The organism is Ruminococcus flavefaciens, assembly GCF_900119075.1.
In the GTDB taxonomy this organism is placed as follows: domain Bacteria; phylum Bacillota; class Clostridia; order Oscillospirales; family Ruminococcaceae; genus Ruminococcus; species Ruminococcus flavefaciens_Q.
In genome coordinates this window covers 1-18500 of record NZ_FPIP01000009.1, presented here as the reverse complement: position 1 = coordinate 18500, position 18500 = coordinate 1, and the positions used below count along the sequence as shown (strand labels likewise).

The 18500-nt window shown below is 41.4% G+C and carries 17 protein-coding genes; 12 read left to right on the top strand and 5 right to left on the bottom strand.

The features are described from left to right. The first annotated feature begins 120 nt into the window (after positions 1 to 120). Positions 121 to 444 (top strand): nucleoside triphosphate pyrophosphohydrolase, encoded by a 324-nt coding sequence (locus BT105_RS11955; RefSeq protein WP_072300959.1) that lies wholly within the window; start codon positions 121 to 123, stop codon positions 442 to 444. Continuing rightward, positions 437 to 2698: a DEAD/DEAH box helicase gene (locus BT105_RS11950; protein WP_072300958.1), complete on the top strand. Its 2262-nt coding sequence runs from the start codon at positions 437 to 439 to the stop codon at positions 2696 to 2698. The genes BT105_RS11955 and BT105_RS11950 overlap by 8 nt, the downstream gene beginning before the upstream one ends. 284 nt (positions 2699 to 2982) lie before the next feature. On the opposite strand, the gene BT105_RS11945 is transcribed toward BT105_RS11950, so the two are convergent. Further along, complete coding sequence (locus tag BT105_RS11945; protein ID WP_072300957.1) at positions 2983 to 5043, bottom strand: hypothetical protein; 2061 nt, start codon at positions 5041 to 5043, stop codon at positions 2983 to 2985. After that, positions 5043 to 8459 carry a hypothetical protein gene (locus tag BT105_RS11940; protein ID WP_072300956.1) on the bottom strand — a complete coding sequence of 1139 codons (3417 nt, stop codon included), beginning with the start codon at positions 8457 to 8459 and terminating at the stop codon, positions 5043 to 5045. The genes BT105_RS11945 and BT105_RS11940 overlap by 1 nt, the downstream gene beginning before the upstream one ends. 184 nt (positions 8460 to 8643) lie before the next feature. Here BT105_RS11940 and BT105_RS11935 point away from each other — a divergent pair, with 184 nt between their 5' ends. Next, positions 8644 to 9741, top strand: a complete 1098-nt coding sequence (locus tag BT105_RS11935; RefSeq protein ID WP_072300955.1) for a helix-turn-helix transcriptional regulator — start codon at positions 8644 to 8646, stop codon at positions 9739 to 9741. A 38-nt stretch (positions 9742 to 9779) separates the two neighbouring features. Here the strand turns inward: BT105_RS11935 and BT105_RS11930 are convergent, their stop codons facing one another. Continuing rightward, positions 9780 to 11138 carry an ATP-binding protein gene (locus BT105_RS11930; RefSeq protein ID WP_072300954.1) on the bottom strand — a complete coding sequence of 453 codons (1359 nt, stop codon included), beginning with the start codon at positions 11136 to 11138 and terminating at the stop codon, positions 9780 to 9782. 240 nt (positions 11139 to 11378) lie between these two features. Further along, positions 11379 to 11552 carry a hypothetical protein gene (locus BT105_RS15100; protein ID WP_177243983.1) on the bottom strand — a complete coding sequence of 58 codons (174 nt, stop codon included), beginning with the start codon at positions 11550 to 11552 and terminating at the stop codon, positions 11379 to 11381. A 207-nt stretch (positions 11553 to 11759) separates the two neighbouring features. Here BT105_RS15100 and BT105_RS11925 point away from each other — a divergent pair, with 207 nt between their 5' ends. The 9 genes from BT105_RS11925 to BT105_RS11885 all read left to right on the top strand — a co-directional run bounded on the left by BT105_RS11925 (position 11760) and on the right by BT105_RS11885 (position 17932). Next, the gene (locus BT105_RS11925; RefSeq protein ID WP_072300953.1) at positions 11760 to 12647 is read left to right on the top strand and encodes a LysR family transcriptional regulator; all 888 of its coding nucleotides are present in this window, start codon (positions 11760 to 11762) and stop codon (positions 12645 to 12647) included. A 90-nt stretch (positions 12648 to 12737) separates the two neighbouring features. Then, on the top strand, positions 12738 to 12983 hold the full coding sequence (locus BT105_RS11920) for a hypothetical protein (protein WP_019680292.1): 246 nt from the start codon (positions 12738 to 12740) through the stop codon (positions 12981 to 12983). After that, the gene (locus tag BT105_RS15320; protein ID WP_072300952.1) at positions 12980 to 14116 is read left to right on the top strand and encodes a flavodoxin; all 1137 of its coding nucleotides are present in this window, start codon (positions 12980 to 12982) and stop codon (positions 14114 to 14116) included. The genes BT105_RS11920 and BT105_RS15320 overlap by 4 nt, the downstream gene beginning before the upstream one ends. Positions 14117 to 14135: 19 nt before the next feature. Then, a complete protein-coding gene (locus BT105_RS11910) occupies positions 14136 to 14618 on the top strand; it encodes a flavodoxin (RefSeq protein ID WP_072300951.1) in 483 nt (160 codons plus the stop codon). A 15-nt stretch (positions 14619 to 14633) separates the two neighbouring features. Then, positions 14634 to 14966, top strand: coding sequence for a putative quinol monooxygenase (locus BT105_RS11905; RefSeq protein WP_031562400.1), 333 nt, complete (start codon positions 14634 to 14636; stop codon positions 14964 to 14966). 8 nt (positions 14967 to 14974) lie between these two features. Then, positions 14975 to 15730 (top strand): carboxymuconolactone decarboxylase family protein, encoded by a 756-nt coding sequence (locus BT105_RS11900; protein WP_072300950.1) that lies wholly within the window; start codon positions 14975 to 14977, stop codon positions 15728 to 15730. A 240-nt stretch (positions 15731 to 15970) separates the two neighbouring features. Continuing rightward, the gene (locus BT105_RS11895; RefSeq protein ID WP_028514275.1) at positions 15971 to 16477 is read left to right on the top strand and encodes a flavodoxin; all 507 of its coding nucleotides are present in this window, start codon (positions 15971 to 15973) and stop codon (positions 16475 to 16477) included. Between the two features lie 12 nt (positions 16478 to 16489). Then, complete coding sequence (locus BT105_RS11890) at positions 16490 to 17341, top strand: aldo/keto reductase (protein ID WP_072300949.1); 852 nt, start codon at positions 16490 to 16492, stop codon at positions 17339 to 17341. 15 nt (positions 17342 to 17356) lie between these two features. Continuing rightward, positions 17357 to 17932, top strand: coding sequence for a TetR/AcrR family transcriptional regulator (locus BT105_RS11885; protein WP_028514273.1), 576 nt, complete (start codon positions 17357 to 17359; stop codon positions 17930 to 17932). 105 nt (positions 17933 to 18037) lie between these two features. On the opposite strand, the gene BT105_RS11880 is transcribed toward BT105_RS11885, so the two are convergent. Next, the coding region (locus BT105_RS11880; protein ID WP_072300948.1) for a VanZ family protein at positions 18038 to 18500 on the bottom strand (463 nt) is incomplete at its 5' end.

Sequence of the window (18500 nt, the reverse complement as noted above, 5' to 3'; positions counted from 1 at the left end):
TGCTTCATATGGAGATTTTACTGAAACAACTGGAATTATAGCTTTTTATTCATTGACATACGGTATGTAAAATGGTATAATTTAAACAAATAATAGCTTTTGCTTTGGGAGCGTGATAAAATGAGAGCAGTACATAACAAACTCGTCCGTGACAACATACCAGAGATCATCAAACAGGCTGGCAAAATACCCGTAACTCACACACTTCCCGATGACGAATATCTCTCCGAGCTTGACAAAAAGCTGAACGAAGAATGTTCCGAGTATCAGGCTGACAAGAACATAGAAGAACTGGCTGATATGCTGGAAGTTATGTATGCTATCGCCGAAGCAAGAGGATGGTCGGTATCTGAGCTTGAAGCTGTCCGTAAGTCTAAGGCTGAAAAGCGTGGTGGCTTCAAAAAGAAAATATACCTTGAGTATGTGGAGGACGGAAATGAGTGAAAAACTTGTAACGCCAAGTGGGAGCGCTCCCGAAAACCTGTTCATAGAACTTTTCTCCGATGCTTTCGGTGCAGAAAAAGCGGCGTTTCTTTATCCGCAGTACCACTTCACCGACATTTATCAGAATGACCGTTATGCCGATTTCTTCCTTGAAAACGGCGGAAAGCGTATCGCTATCGAGATCGACGATGAAGCAAGTCATAACCCGTCGGTCGTGTCACGCAACAAGTTCTATGACGACCTGCTCAAACAGAACAGCATGATCTTCAAAGGCTGGGACGTTTACCGTTGGGCAGTGCGACAACTACAGGTACAGCCCGATACTGTCAAGGACGAACTGCGTATATTTCTCGGTTCGCACCCGCTGTTCCGTGAGATAGCAGATTATCTTCCCACACAGCGTGCCAAGACGATCAATGCCGAGAATTTGCAGCTGAAAGAGCATCAGCTTGCAGCTTTGAAGTCTCTTGAAAAAATGCGTGAACGTCATGAAACTATCGCACTTCTTTATCATGCAACAGGAACGGGAAAGACCGTTACCGCAGTCAGCGATGCAAAGCGGTTCGGCAAACGCACACTGTTCCTCGCACATACGATAGAGCTTGTAAATCAGGCTTATGAGACTTTCAAAAGTTTGTGGGAGGGCGTTTCTGTTGGCAAGTTCGGAGATGCTGTCAAGGAGAAGGACGCTTTTATCGTCTGCGGAAGTATCCAGAGTGTTGCACTGAACCTTGATTGTTTCAAGGACGACGATTTTGACTATCTGATAATCGACGAAGCACACCACGCTTCTGCCGACACATACCAGAAAGTGCTGGCATATTTCAAGCCGAAATTCACGTTGGGACTTACCGCTACTCCCGAACGTGCTGACGATAAGGACATCATAGAAATATTCAAGAATACCGCACATAAACTTGATATACAAACTGCCGTTGAGATAGGCGAGCTGGTGCCGGTGCGCTGTATCCGAATACATACAAATATCGACCTGACAAAGGTGCGCTTCAACAGCGTTCAGTATAATATCCGTGACCTCGAAAGCAAGATATTCGTTCCGGAGCGAAATACGCTGATCGTGGATACTTTCATGGAGTATGTCAGCGATAAGCGCACTGTCATTTTCTGTGCAAGTGTAAAGCACGCCGAGCAGATAGCGGAAATGATAAGGGAGCGAGGAGTTACTGCCGCCGCAGTCAGCGGAAATATGAAGTCCTCAGAACGCAAAGAGATGCTTGCAAAGTTTCAGAAGGGCGAGATCAAGGCTATGTGTGCCTGTGATCTTCTCAATGAAGGCTGGGACTGTCCCGAAACAGAAGTGCTTTTCATGGCTCGTCCCACTATGTCTAAGGTGCTGTACACTCAGCAGTTAGGTCGTGGCATGAGACTTGCAGACGGCAAGGATTTTCTCATGGTATTTGACTTCGTGGACAACGCAAGCCAGTACAATATGCCCTATTCTCTGCACAGATTATTCAAGCTGAAAAAGTATCGACCCGGACAGACAGTTCTCGGAAAAGACCGTGCTGCCGATGAAGCATTATACGAACGAGGCGAAAAGCCGGAAGCGTTGATAGACTATCCCGTGAGTGTGACCGACTACGAAGCCGTTGATGTTTTCAACTGGCAGGAAGAAGCTGCTGGAATGATATCTCAGATGGAGTTTATCCGCCGTGTGGACGTGCAGTCCGAAACAGTTGAAAGATATATCCGTGAGGGGAAGATCATCCCCGATCTGATAGTACCCATGAGCGAGCATAAGCAGCTTAAATACTTCACCGAGGAAACGCTCGAAGCTGCCGCAAAAGACAATGGCTGGAAGATTATAAACGACAGCAACCGCAAGGAGCTGTTTATGGAAATGGTCGGGCAGATGGATATGAGCTATTCATATAAGCCTGTCCTGCTGAAAGCGATATTCGCCAATGCAGACAACAAAGGTCGCGTAAAGCTCGATGATATCTCCGCATATTTCCGCAGTTTTTATGAGGAACGCAGAAATTCGGGACTTGTAGTAGAGAAGCCAAACAGCATATTTGCAAAAGGCGGCTTCACCGACAAGGACGCTCAGCGGAATATCCTTTCCAATCCGTTCAAACGCTTTGAAGATATGCAGATGTTGCGTCATACCAAAACTCTCGGCATCATTGAAGTCGAACCGACTGTGTGGAGAAATCTGACAGAGGAGGAAAAGGCGGAGATTCTGGAGATATGTGAGGAAAAGCTGGAGGCATATTACAATAGAATTTCATAAAAATGAATGTTTCAAAAAAGAAGATCAAGACAAGCATCTTTTTGAAAACTTGAATCCAAGCAGATCGAGGAAAATCATTTTTATGCAAGGCAAAAATGTATTGAATGGTATTCTTAAAAACTTTTTTATAGAACAAAACTCCATGCATAGATTTTGCATGGAGTTTTGTTTAATAGTTTGCATTTAATTTAACTACTTTCTTTTGGGATGTCAATAATTGAATTATATATTTCTGAAGTTATTACAAAGTAGCACCTGTTATTCAGAATAAGAATAATTGTATACTACTCAGAATATTCCCTTAAATACTTGAACGGGAACGGTATAACAGTATACTGTTCATTTCTGACAAACTCAACAGACATTAGTGGGAAGAACTTTTTGGTGTCGGGAAGCTCATTGTCAGAATACACTTTTCGTATAACACAGCCATTATATACCGATTGCTGTAAACTGCTTCTTTTGGGACCCACAAAGTAAACCAATGCTTTTTTATTATCCCATGTTTGTTCATAACAGTATCTTATATTGCAGATGTTTTTCAGATAGTATTCCTCTTCATTATCCTTGTTTTTTATTTCAGGATTTATCCTTATACCATAATTTGCATAGATAAACCTGTTCAAAGCTGAACCTGCCTTTTTGTTTTTCCTGATATCAAGGCACGAATTTGCATATCTGTAACTGATTTCATCTTCTGCCGCAAGTTTTTCAAAAATTGAATCAGCATAATCACTATACTCAGGCATCTCTTCTTTAAAAGCAGAAACAGCATCAACGATAGTTTCCTTAGAGAACGGTTTTTGTTCAAGACTTTCAGCTATTGCATTTATATTCGGTAATGTTGTACAGGCAGTTTTCACTATTGCTGAATAGTTGTCATTATCAGTCACCATGATCCCCTCCATCGAATCCGGATATCTGGCATATCTGTTTTTCAAGTCCTCATATACGTTTATAATATGCAGATCGTTATTGTCAAGAAAATCTTTGGTGTTAAACGCTCTGAGATCAAATTCTCCGTCGGGTGAAATGTGTATTATCTTGTATACATATTCCTTGTCCTGCTTTTTAGATCTGATATTATTATCATGCTTGATCTCATCACAGGAAATAAAGGAAACGCTTCTTTCAAAATCAAGACTTTTCCAGTCAAAGCAGGTTATCCTGCTGTTTTTTATATCCTGTTTGATTATCAGCTCCTGAATTATCTTCTTTATGTCAGCAGAAGGATTATTACCTTTTTGTGATAATTCAGAATGTTTGCTTTCTTCTACTACCATATGCTGAACAACTATATCCTTAGAGATATCATTGTGAGGATCTGTGATATTATTGTCTTTATAATAGTCAGCGTCATGTATTATACGGATATTATTCCCTGTGGTCGATAGTTCGCCAAAAGTGGTGCTGATCCCGTAAAATTTGCTGAGTTCATAACTTATTTTTTCGACTATTTTTACAGATTCGATCGTCTTTACTTCATCAGAGATATTAACTTCATTATTCAGCAGTCTACCATAATGCAGGTACAGCTGCTCACCTTTTTCGGTTCGTGCTATCTCATGATCATAGGTATTTTCCAACTCTTCAGATTTCAGCGTGAAATACTTTCCGTATTCATCTTCTATATCTTTTTGGAAACGATACAGTATCCCCAGCTTTGAATGATAAAAATCCTCCTTGGAATTGAAACGAAGAAAGTCAACAGTGTTTTTTGAGTTTTTAAACCCTTTTTGAATATATTCTGTCACATTTTTATCTGATGACAGTTTCTTTCGCAGTTCACCGCTTTTAGGGTCAAATATGAGCCCGGTAGTAGTATCTTTTTCACTCTTTTTTCTGAATGAGCGGACATGCAGTTTGAGGATATTGCCTTTTTCAAATTTGATCTCAATACAATAAAAGCTATCCTTCTTTTTCCATTTAGCCGGTATATAATACAGCTTTCCTGTAGTGTTATTGTATGAGAATATCTCATTCTTCGGTGTTCTTATCGCATTAGCAAAAAGCTGCACCAGTACATTATCATAAAGATAACAATTTTTTCGTTCTTCTTCATTGGTGATATCTATCTTCTGAACACAATTATCTTTAAACCTTTCCTGAATAGCAATTCTAAACGCAGTTTCCTCAACTTTTCCTTTAGTAAATAAAACAAAAGCGACTTTTCCGAAGGTATACTGTACCGATAAGGCTTTGAATTCAGTATTTGGTATATCCAGTATGTTAGATTTCATATAATCATCGGAACTGCCAGATATCCTGAATATATCATAATCATTATCTATTGCACCATTGTTTGTTTCAACAGTATATCTGTTCAAAAGTATACCATGAGCCATTACATATCCTCCTTTATCATATCAAGCATTCTTTTGTCAACATTTCCGTTTTTATCTATAAGACCCGGGATCTCTACGATCCTCCCACCGTGACTTATACAAGGTCTGCTGTTATGTGTGCCGGTCATATTGATTACATATACTCGTTTTCCGCCTATGGCATCAAGTTTAGCAAGTATTTCTGCTCTTGTTTTTTCTTTATCCTGTACATAGGTGTATTTCCAGTTTTTGAAGTCTACATATATATCAGGTGCAAGAAGATAATCAAAAAACTCAAACTTATCAGGATCAGTTATATCAGAAAGCTCGATCCTACGCTCGTTTTTAAGTATAAACTTTCCTGCTGCTTCACCGAGGGCGCCTTTATAGATGTTGTGATACAACACAGGGCTCATAATATACAGGTTCTTCTCAAACTTTACCGCATATCCAGAATCAATAAAGAATTTTTTCAGTGGAGCGTATTTCATGAGCGAAGTAAGTCCCGAATCCTCTTCAGACATTGTCAGTGTAACACGTTCTTTTCCTTCTCCCATGATCTTAGCTCTTTCACTATTCTTAAATCCGACAACATTGCAGGTGAAATCAATTACTACATTATTGAAATCCGAATACTGAGAATAGATGTATCTGTTTATCGCTTCTCCCGATGTGATATATAACTTCCTGATAATTTCATTTCGTACGGCGAGTTCTTTATATGCTGTCGGATATCTGAGTACGGTTTCTCTGATAGCCGCCCAGAGTTCCATGCTTTCCTGTGTCCAGTTCTTTGAAAGCATCTGCCTTATGGTTCTCATTCCATAAGTGGATATCCTTTCAGCAGTATTGAGTACCCTGTCTTCCGATACTGTATACTTTTTGCTGAGCTTTCTGCATTCTTTTGTAATAGCTGCAATTTCGGGTGAAGAACTATATTTTTCAAGCAGCGACACATCAAGCTTTCCCAGCAGAGTATCATCGGCGTACAGGTAAATATCAGGACGTTTCAGATAGGTCCTACACATTCTTCCGACTGCCTGCACTGTAAGCAGTGTAACATAGTTTCTCATACTCTCTGTCTTATACAGCAGGTTACAGTTATTATCATAATTTCCTGAAAACGAATTGAACGCAAGCTTTACCATTCTGTCCGTATTATCATAACTTAACTCGCCGTTATAATACAAGGATTCTGTCTGAAACAGCATCTTCAGAAGTTCTTCCTTTGTTATGTTTCCTTCAGAATAGGTATTTACAGTAAGGTTAGTTATACTGCCAAGATACAGAGCATCAAAATCTGCCGAGAAATGCCTCTTGTCATTATCATTTTCACATTCGCAGAGCTCAACATAACCGCTTTTATCCTTTATCGAATATTGTAAATTCTGCCCTGCACCGATGGTGCTGTACGACGACATAACAAATCTTCGTTCTCCGTTGCTAAGTGCACTGAGAACAGCATCCTTGTCATTATCGAAATTTGCTGTGCGCAATATGCAAATCTCATTATCATTTGCAGTTTTGCCCAGGTCTGAAGCGGCAAGCACGAATAAGCTGCACAGCAGATCTTCATTCATTTTTGCATCAGCTGAAGGCAGCGCATTCTGAAGGCACAACAGTGCTCGGATTTCATTATGTTCAAAGAAGCCATGCATAACCCGAAGGATACTGCAATAGCGCATCTGAGCATAATGATCATCAGTTATATTTGAAATGATATTTGCCGCAAGCTTAGCATTGTCAGATGAAAGAAATTCATCACACTTTTCCTTTATTTCACCGTTGCAGGATGTATTCAATGTCTCAGAATGTATAGTGATCCTGCCATCTGTATATGCTTTGTAATTACGCTTTAATGAATCATCCACACGACGGCTGAGTTCTTCGTCCTGCTTATGATAACGTTCTCCCAACGTTTCTTTAAGGTATGTAAGATCGTAATTTCCGAATACTGTTGGCATATCAGCCGTTGCTGATATCGCAAACACCGTATTTCTTTCACTTATATACCTTATAATCTTTTCGGGTGTATCATAAACTTTGATATAATTTATCTCAGTTGATTCATTGTGTTCATCGCTGTCTTTAAATTCAAATATCTCAAATCCGACTGTATAGTGTGAACGTTCAGGAATAAGAGTTCTTCTGAAAGACGATATCCGACAGCATTCGTTCATAAGGAGTGCCTGATGAGTTTTATTAAGTCCTATCGAGTAAAGAATGGTGCTTATGGCATTTTCTTTGGTAAACTCATCGTATTCATCAGAACGGCCTGAATTTACGATCATACGGTAGCATTCCGCCCATTTGAATACAAGTAAACGAAATCTGGAAAGAAAAGAACGGACATTTCTCAGCAAACTGAAAATGACCAGGTCGTTATTGGTCTTGTTTACTTTATAATCCTCTTTGCTCTCTGTAGTTATCAGTACATTATTGCTTCTTTCATCATAAGCAGAACGGATATATTTTTTCCCTCTTTCAAATACGGTGTGGAAACTGCCATCATTGAACAGATAATTCTGATGTCTGTCAATACTCTCGTTATTCATCTTGTAACTAAGATCCAATCGGAATTCGTGAATTAGTTTTTCACCTGTTTCCATGATCGTGTTTATATCATCCGATAGATGCTCGTCAGAAGATAATGCCATTTGCAGATTTGCTGGTATGCTTTCTATCCTGAAACCATAAAATATTGCCTTGAACAGGTCAAGATAATCATTGGAAACATTTAATGCACATTCGATAAGATGATCTGTTATAACGGCTTTGGTTGCATCAAACTCATCAATGAATACAACAGCGTTTTCCATGAATTCGGCAGTAATAAAATCATAGCTGTGATCGATGATAACAGAATTCTTACTCAAAAACTTCTTCATCGTCATTATAAGTACCTGCTTTATATCTGTAAAAACAGCAGGGTATAATTCTCCTATCCAGCGATATCTGTTCTGTGTTCGTATAGCATCAAGCCGTGCAGTCTTATTATGAAATGTCTGCTTAAGATGTGTTTGTAATTCATGCCTGAATAATGATTCGCTTTCTATAAGTTCCTTTTCAACAGAGTCTATGTATTCTTTATCGAACGTATTATTTTTCCTGAGTTTGCTGAGCTTTTCGGCTGTTCTAAGTGTTTTGTGATACGCTGGGGTCTTAAAGACTTCCGGTACTTCTAATTCCGGGAGTATATCCATTACCTGATCAAGATTTGAACGCAAAATCAGAACATCATCAGAATCAACGAACGATTTTGGCAAATTCTTTTTTAATGATGTCAGATAAATAATTTTTCTGTCATCCGAAGCATCTGCCAGTATATCTCTGATAACTTTTTCAACAGAAAAGCTTTTTCCATATCCGGTTGGAAGTCTACATACATACAGTCCTTTTTCATGCCTGTCTATTATATCCGAAAGATACTTTTTCATCTTTATCTCTCCTTTGATCATATTTTTTTCAATTATAACATAAGCCCAGCATTTATCTCAAGCTAAAGATGTATTAAATTTAACACATCTTTCTTCTAACGCAAATAATATATTGAATTTAATACATTTAGATTGACAGCAAACTTTTCTTATGGTATACTTAATAAAAAAGGAGGGGAGCAATTTGGCTGGAAAAAGAAAATCAAGACAAAGAATAATAGCTATCATGCAGTATCTTCGTGAATTTGGTGAAGACGGACAAAAAATAGATATAGCTCATTTACAGGATTACCTACAGGAACTGTCATCAAACAGGCAGATAATATATAATGATCTCAAAGCGCTGGAAGAACTCGGGGCAGGTATCGAACATAATAAAAATGGTCACTATATTTACAAACCACAAAGTTTTTCCAGCGGAGAACTCATGCTGCTTGCAGACGTAATATGTTCTTCCAGTTTTCTCAGCGCAAAAAAGGCGGAAGAACTCATCACACACATAAAACAAATGACGAATATGAAAGGATTTGATGACCTTTCTCACGACATAGATGTTGTCTTGCGCAATAAGACCATTAACGAGGAATGTATAAAAAACATAGAATGCATTCATAAAGCAATAAGGGAAAAAAAGAAACTGACATTCAGCTATGCAAAATATGATGAGGCAGGAGAACTATGGTATGCTGTAAAAACAGATGATGACTATAAAAAAGTTTTTCCTGAAACCAATGTACAGCTTCCTCTTGACCCCGGTGAACGTGACGGTATACATACTGTTTCACCATATAAATTGATATGGGATAATTCGCAGTGTTATCTGATCTGCGGGAAAAAATACGAATCAAACGATATAAAAATATTCAATTTCAGGGCTGACAGAATATATGGATTATCTGTTTTAGATGAGGAAAATGATAAACTTGATATGTCAAGCGACTTTTATGATCCAGAAAAAGAGGTTTTGGATGCGGAGAAATATTTAAGATCAATATTTGAAATGTTCGGATCTAAAGATGGTAAGCTTACCACTGTCAACTTTGTAGTGTCCAAAAAACTTAAGGGAGCAATGATAGATAAATTCGGTAAGCAGGTTAATTTCATTGATTACGATGAACATCATCTTAGTTTTATGGTTCCGATTCAGAAATCTGATATTTTCTTTGGTTGGCTGGCAAAATTCCGATATGATGATTTACGAATTGTTTCTCCTTCTAAACTTATTTCTGATTTCAAAGGCCATTTGCAGACCATATTAGATGGATATGAAAAAAATAATTAACCGCCGTTCAGATCAGCCCCTGAACGGCGGTGTTTTTGTTATAAGCAAATCGTCATATAAGGCGGTATGCAAACAATATCCTCCTTGAAACTGAGATTTCGTGGATGTATCACATAGCACTCACCTATACGAGCTTTGTACTTCTCCTTGAAACGTTTGAGCGATTCTATCGAATACTTCTTCCCCGACTTGACTTCGATCGGGAACATTTTGTATTTCAGCTTGCTATTGTTTGATATCAGAAAGTCGATCTCGATGTCGTTGCGGTGTTTCTCAGCATTGTACTGCGTGTAAAAATACAGCTTGTGACCGTTTGCTGTCAGCATCTGAGCGATAGCGTTCTCATAGAGCATACCCTCGTTCATATTCAACTTGTCACCGAGTATTTGCTTGTAGACTTCGTCTTCCAGCAGTTCGTTTTCGTCAAAGGCGTGACTGACGAGCAGTCCCGTGTCGCCAAGATAGCACTTTACATACGATCTGTTCTCGTTGATTGAAAGCCCGACATTCGGGTCATTACACAGGAAACATTCGTTGGAGATCATCGAATCTGACAGCCAGAAGAACGTTTCCTCATACTGGTCTGCCTTGCTCCCTGCTGAAATATCATTGAAAACGACACGTTTTTCGTGCTGAGAGAGCAGACCGGGTATCTGATCGAATATGGTGAGGACTTTGCTCCTGTACTTGCGGCTTATTTTCAAGATCTCACTGCGGTACAGCGAGAGAATGTCACGCTTCTCAATATCAGCCTTGTCAAAATCCTTCCTGCTTTCAAGAAACGCAATAACACTCTGCGGCATACCGCCTACAAGCATATACTGCTTGAACAGGAGCATCGCTTTGTGGTGAAGCTCATTTTCAAGGGGAACTCTATCAGCAAAGCACTTGCGGATATAACCGCATATCTGCTCCTCACCCAAAGCATCGCAGAACTCCTCGAAATCCAGCGGATACATACTCAGATGACGCTCCTCCGAGGGAATGACGATATCCTTGACATTCTCCTTGATAGAAATGAGCGAGCCTGTTTCGATATAGTCGTATCTGCCGTCAGCAACAAGGTACTTGATGCACTCTCTCGCCTTCGGGTACATCTGCACTTCGTCAAAGATGATAAGCGACTCACGCTCATACAACTTCACGCCATAATATATGGATAACAGCATGAAGAACGTATCAAGATCGTTCATGTGCTTCACGAAGTAGTCCTTGACCTCATCGGGACACTTGGCAAAGTCTATGAGGATATAGCTCTTATATTCTTTTTTGCCGAATTCCTCGCATATCGTTGACTTTCCGATACGTCTTGCACCCTCGATAAGAAAGGCTTTTTTACCGTTCAGCTCGTTTTTGAGAGTCAGCAGCTTGTCATACATTTTACGTTTCAGTATCATGATAACGCCTCATTTCCATAATACGCATGTTTTAGTTTGCTTGTAAATTCCTGAATACGCAGGTTTGTGATACACTCTAAATTCAATTATACGCAGGTTTATGATAATTATACTATATGGATGCGAAAAAGTCAAGTGTCAAGTAAAAACGCATTTTACATAAAACGCCCATATTTCACCCCACAAAAAAGCTCTCACAGCCGAAACTGTGAGAGCCTTATTATTAACTATTCTATCGGCTCAGACATAAACGTTTACACGGATGTCACGCCAATTATGGAATTCACGCTTCTCGGACTTAGCTTTGAAGTACATCTCTGCATCGCCCTGAAACAGCGTAAAATCGCCGATTTTGAGATAGTCGTGAATTACTTCTTTTCGTTGATTGCAGCCTGTACTGTAGATAGGGCGCATTAACATTCAAATAAAAAAATGGCTATATATCACCATAAACTCGATATAGAAAAAGTCCTCTGCTTGCTGCGGTCATAATTGCTTACAGCGAAAAGCCTTTCGATGCGGATTCAATATTAATAAGCAATTGAAGGATGATTCGATTGACCTTTTGCTTGTTGTATGGTATAATTAGCCTATATACCGCTTACAAGGGGGGGCGAACCAATGGAACTGCGATTACTGGAATATTTCCTGACGGTAGTCCGTGAGGAGAACATATCAAGAGCCGCCGAGGTACTTCATGTGACACAACCAACACTCAGCCGTCAGATGAAGGAGCTTGAGGACGAGCTTCACACAACGTTATTCATCAGAGGCAAGCGACTCACGCTGACCGATTCGGGCGTTATGCTCCGCAGACGTGCAGAGGAAGTTGTGTCGCTGATGAACAAGATAGACAGTGAGTTCCGTGAACAGGAGGAAATCAGCGGAGTTATCTCCGTAGGCAGCGGCGGACTAAAGGCAGCAAGCGTTCTTCCTGAACTGATAGAGCATTTCCGTGAACGCTATCCGCTTGTGAGTTTTGAGATAATTACAGGAACAGCCGACCTTATTAAGGAAAGGCTTGAACACGGTCTGCTTGACTTCGGGTTCCTGTTGGAGCCGATAGATATAGAGAAGTTCGATTATTTGCGTCTTCCGACTAAGGAAGTATGGGGCGTTCTTCTTCCTGCGAATCATCGACTTTCGACCGAGAAGGCTATCACACGGCAACAACTCAGAGAACTTCCTCTTGTGGTGACGAGCCGTAATGCTCTGCGCGGAGAGATAGAAGAATGGCTTAAATATCCGGTTTCTGAGCTTGATATTGTAGCAACCTTTAATCTGATCGACAATGTAGCACCGCTTGCAGAACGTGGCATTGCCTGTGTTCTGGCAGTTGAGGGAGCAGTGGATATGTTTGATCCTGCACGTTTTGCATTCCGTCCGCTGAAACCAGAACTTTTCATGACATCGGTACTTGCTTGGAAGAAACTGAGCCCATATGCAGGTGCGGCAGGCAAATTCCTTGAATACATCAAAAGTATACATTCCAAGCATACCAAAGTATGAAATATAAGCATTTTACATATTGAGAAATATATGTTATACTGAGTACAGGACATAAACCTGTACTCTTTTGTTTTTTGCGGAGGTGATCGAATGAAGGTGACAATACCCGAAATAACCAATAAGGAGCTTGCAGACTTACTGAAAAGCTCAGGTATGACAGATGAAGAGGTTGAGTCATTCCTCAAACGCTGTGAGAACAACTGTTGCTGTGCCGAAAAGGTTCGTATCCTGCGTAAAACACGAAAAGCTCTGCTCGATACGATACACAAGGAACAGGCTGTGCTTGATAAGCTCGATAACCTCATATGGAACATAGAACACGGAGGTGCTTTATGAATAAGCTGATTTCTATACTTGCATCAACAGTTATCGCTGTATCAGCTATGATGACAACAAGCGGTACGATAAAAACATCAGCAGATGCAGATGCTGTTTCAGCATCGACAGAAAAAACAACATATACGATTCAGGATGTACGAAATTTGCAGGGCTTCATTCTTGCTAAGCCTGTGGAAGAAGATCTGACAGGAAAGCCTTATGATTTGAACGGTGATGACCGCTGGGACGTATATGACCTCTGCCTGATGAGGCGTGAAGTTTTGAAAAATCCGAATACCGCTTATGACAATGATACACTTGTTATCTACTTCTCGCGTACCGGAAACACTGAGAAAATCGCTGAATACCTGATAGACATTACAAATGCAGACAGCTATGTTATCGAGGCGGCTGTGCCTTACAGCGATGCGGACATAAAATATCAGGACGATAACTGCCGCGCCAACAAAGAACAGAACGACAAGTCGGTTCGTCCTGAGATAGCAAACCCGATAGCTTCTATCGACAGCTATGATACTATCTTCCTCGGTTATCCAATTTGGTGGGGACAGGAGCCTCGCATTATTGATACATTCCTTGAAAGTTATGATTTCTCGGATAAGACCGTTATTCCGTTCTGTACATCTGCAAGCAGTGGAATTGCCACAAGTGAGAAAAATATCAAGGCACTTGTGCCAATAGGCAATCAGCTTGAAGGCAGGCGTTTCTCTTCGGGTGCTACAAAAGAAGATGTAAAAGCGTGGTATGACACACTTCCTCTGAACGAAGAAAAGTCTGACAATAAGCTGAAAATATCAGTAAATGGTACGGAGCTTACAGCAACTCTTGAAGATAACAGCTCGGCTCAGGCTTTGACAGAACTTTTGAAGCAAGGCAATATTACCGTAGATATGAGCGATTACGGCAATTTTGAAAAGGTCGGCAATCTTCCTCAAAGTTTACCGAAAAATGATGAAAAGATCACAACAGTACCGGGTGACATTATTCTGTATCAGGGCAACAAGATCACAATATATTACGCCGAGAATACATGGGATTTCACAAAGCTTGGTCACATCAATAATATCACACAGAAAGAACTGAAGGCAATATTGGGCGATGGCGATATTACCGTCACGCTCTCAAATTAAAAAAACGGAGGTAATCACTATGAGTAAAAAATTAGTAGCATATTTCTCAGCAAGCGGCGTTACCGCTAAACTGGCAAAAAATCTCGCAGAAGCAGCAGGGGCAGACATTTATGAGATACGCCCTGAAGAACCATATACAAACGCAGACCTCAACTGGCAGAACAAGAACAGCAGAAGCTCTGTCGAGATGAAAGACAAGTCCTTCCGTCCTTCTATCGCTGATACAGATGCAAATATCGCTGACTATGATACGATCTTCGTAGGTTTCCCGATATGGTGGTATGTAGCACCTACTATTATCAATACATTCCTCGAAGCCTATGATTTTTCGGGAAAGACTATCATTCTATTTGCAACATCCGGCGGAAGCGGAATGGGTAACTCAGCAAAGGAACTTCGCCCCAGCGTGTCCGATAGTGCTGTTATCAAGGACGGCAAGCGTTTCAGTGCAAATGCTTCTGTAAGCGAACTGAAAGAATGGATTAAGTCGCTTGGCATCTGATAAAAGGAGCATACAATGAGTATTATCGTGAATCTCAGATACACTGGCAAAAGCGGCTCTGCGAGAGCCTTTGCAGAGGAGATGACTTCAAGCGGAACAGTTGATGTGATCAGAAATGAGAACGGCAATCTGCGGTATGAATATTATCTTTCATTTGATGATCCGGAAACTGTTCTGCTGATAGATGAATGGACAGATCAGGCGGCTATCGACCGTCACCACGCATCGCCCATGATGCAGAAGATAACAGAGCTTCGGGACAAATACGATCTTCACATGACGGTGGAGCGATATGTCAGTGATGAGGGCGGCATACCTGACAAGGACGAGGAATTCATAAGGAAGTAGGTGTCACAATGACTGAAAAGATAGTGCAGACAGCAGGAAGAGAGACTCTCGGTGAGTTCACTCCCGACTTTGCACATTTCAACGATGATATACTGTTTGGTGAGAATTGGAACAATACCGATATTGACCTGAAGACGCGGACTATTATCACAGTGGTAGCCCTCATGTCTCAGGGCGTGACGGATAATTCTATCCGCTATCATATCCAGAACGCTAAGAATCACGGCGTATCGCAGAGAGAAATGGCAGCAGTCATTACTCACACTGCTTTTTATGCTGGCTGGCCGCACGCATGGGCGGTGTTCAATATTGCAAAGGAAGTCTATGCGGATAACGCTCCTGTCGTTTCCGATAAGGACAAGTTCCAGAACGAGATCATGTTCCCCATAGGCGAGCCGAATCCCTATGGCGATTACTTTGTGGGACAAAGCTATCTTGCGCCTGTTTCCACGGAACAAATACCGATCTACAACGTGACCTTTGAGCCTGCCTGCCGCAATAATTGGCATATCCACCACGCAAAAAGCGGCGGCGGTCAGATGCTGATCTGTGTCGGCGGTCGTGGCTGGTATCAAGAGTATGGCAAGGAAGCGAGAGAATTAAATCCGGGCGATATTGTGAATATCCCTGCCGAGGTCAAGCACTGGCATGGTGCGGCTAAGGACAGTTGGTTTGCACATCTTGCGGTTGAGATTCAGGGCGAGGATTGCAGTACGGAATGGTGCGAAGCTGTATCCGATAAGGATTACAATAAACTGAAATAGAATAATTTAAAGGCAGCCGTAATGGCTGCCTTACTCTTATTGTTATATTCAGATAAACACATTGACGTGAATATCAGAAAACAGCATGCTTTAATTTCTCAAATAGATAAGTAACCTTTTCACGCTACCGTTACATATGTAACCGTTTAAATGAAACTGCCCGTTGAATTATCAGAATAAATATGCTACAATAAGCACATAAGGAACAGGAGTTACCTAAATCGCAAAGGAGGAACTAATATGAACGCTATCGTTATTTATTTTTCAAGAGCAGATGAAAACTATTTCGGAGGTTCGATGAAGTATGTGGAGGTTGGCAACACTGAGATCGCAGTACAGCACATCACCGAACTGACAGGCTATGACAGCTTCAAGCTCGAAATGGTGCAGCCTTACTCCGCTGACTATATGACTTGTATCGAAGAAGCAAAGGCTCATCTGAGAGAAAAAGCTCGCCCCGAGCTGAAAGAGATGCCCGATGTTTCCGGCTATGACACGATCATTCTCGCTTATCCCAACTACTGGGGAACGATGCCGATGGCGGTGTTCACGTTCCTCGATAACGCTGATCTGAACGGCAAGACGGTCTACCCGCTCTGCACCAACGAGGGCAGCGGACTTGGCAAAAGCGTTTCGGACATAAAGAAATATGCAAATGTCGGCGAGGGACTTTCTCTCACGGGCAGTGGCGTAAAAGGCGCAAAGTCCACTATTGAAAAGTGGCTTAAAAACAACAAACTTATCTGAGAAGGTATAATTATGCAGGCTTACATTATCTTGAATGACGGTACGAAAATCCCGCAGTTCGGACTTGGCGTTTATCAGATTCCGGAGGGAGAAGCTACTTATAATGCGGTACTTGACGCGCTGAAAATTGGCGTCCGCCACATCGACACGGCTCACGCTTATCAGAACGAGCGCAGCGTCGGCAAGGCAGTCAGGAACAGCGGCGTTCCCCGTGAAGAAGTGTGGATCACCACAAAGCTCTGGCCGCACGAATACGGCGCGGGCAAGACCGCTGCAGCTATCGACAAGATGCTTGACAGGCTCGGTACCGACTATATCGACCTTCTCCTGCTGCATCAGCAGTTCGGCGATTATCTCGGTGCCTGGAAGGACATGGAGAAGGCTGTTAAGGCAGACAAGGTAAAGTCTATTGGTATCAGCAACTTTGAGAGCGAGCGTCTTGAGGAGCTGTGCGAAGCTGCCACGATAAAGCCCTCTGTATTGCAGGTGGAGTGCCACCCTTACTATCAGCAGAACGCATTGAAAAAGCGTATCGCAAAGTACGGTACCGTCATCGAAAGCTGGTATCCCATCGGTCACGGTGACAAGGGGCTTATCGGTGAGGCTGTATTCACGAAACTGGCTCGGAAATATGGCAAGACCAATGTGCAGATAATCTTACGCTGGCATATCCAGGAGGGTACTATCGTATTCCCCAGAACAACAAATCCTCAGCATATGAAAGAGAACTTCGATATTTTTGACTTTGAGCTGACCGCCGATGAAATGGCTGAGATCAGAGCACTTGACTGCGGAAAGCGTTTCTTCAACATGACGCTTGAACAGCAGGAGGCAAACCTCGGAGCATGGCATCCGGCTGACTAAAACGGGAGGACTACTATGATACTGACAGGCAGCGAAGATTTAAGGGTGCGCAGGACAATAGACTCTATCAAAAGCGTGTTTGAGCAGATGATATGTGAAATGGACTACGGCAAGATCAGGGTAACAGAACTTTGCAGCCGTGCGATGATAAACAAAAAGACCTTTTACGTTTACTATCCCACGCTTGATGATCTGCTTGCAGAACTGCAGTCGGAGTATGCTGCGGAGTACATCGAGCGTATCAAGAATTTCAGGCTGCCTGATGAGCTTGACAAGGTGAACCGTGAGTTTTTCCTGTTTTCAGAGGAAAAAGGATTTGCCTATGAGAAGATCACCTGCGCAGGCAGCGAGTCCTATCACTATATCCGCAGCGGTATGATAAAAGAGGTCAATCACGCAGGCTGGAGCAGTTCAAAGAAATACGGTGCTTTGCCCGAATATCAGCAAAGTATGCTGCTGAACTTTGTCAACAACTCGGTTCTCGGTATTTACAGGCAGTGGGTAGAAGAAGGCAAACAGCAGTCGGTCGAGGAGATCATAGAACTGACGAACAAGCTCGTGCTTGGCGGCGTCAAGGGATTTTTCAAATGAGGCGAGCGTATGAAGACAAGAATACTGCGTGATATTGAAGTTTCTGCTGTTGGAATGGGCTGTATGGCTTTTTCTCACGGCTATCACTCATTCAGATATTTTACACTAAGACACATCATTACGACTTTTTCGTATAGCAAATATAATCCACGCTCCGATCAAAACACCGCTTGTATTTAATATCACGTCATCAATATCTGTATGTCTTTCTGTACATAACAACTGGGAAAGCTCAATAAAGATAATAAAACAAATACCGGCAAACACAGTTTTTTTGATATTATCAAGCTTTCTAAAACAGATAGGCCATACTATTCCTACAGGTATAAACATTACTATGTTCCCTATAATATTGATAAGCCATCCATCATATCTGTCAAAGAGAAAAAAGAACGGGATTAAACTTATCATGTCAGACAATGTAGTTGAAAATCCAATCGTTAGAGTACCTATTTCCCCGTCAACAAAATGTAACGGGAAGTATACAAATCTTGCAATAACTACAAGGCATATGTATACAAGAAGCATCTGAAGTTCGCGTTTTACTGAAAACTTCTTGAATCTGATC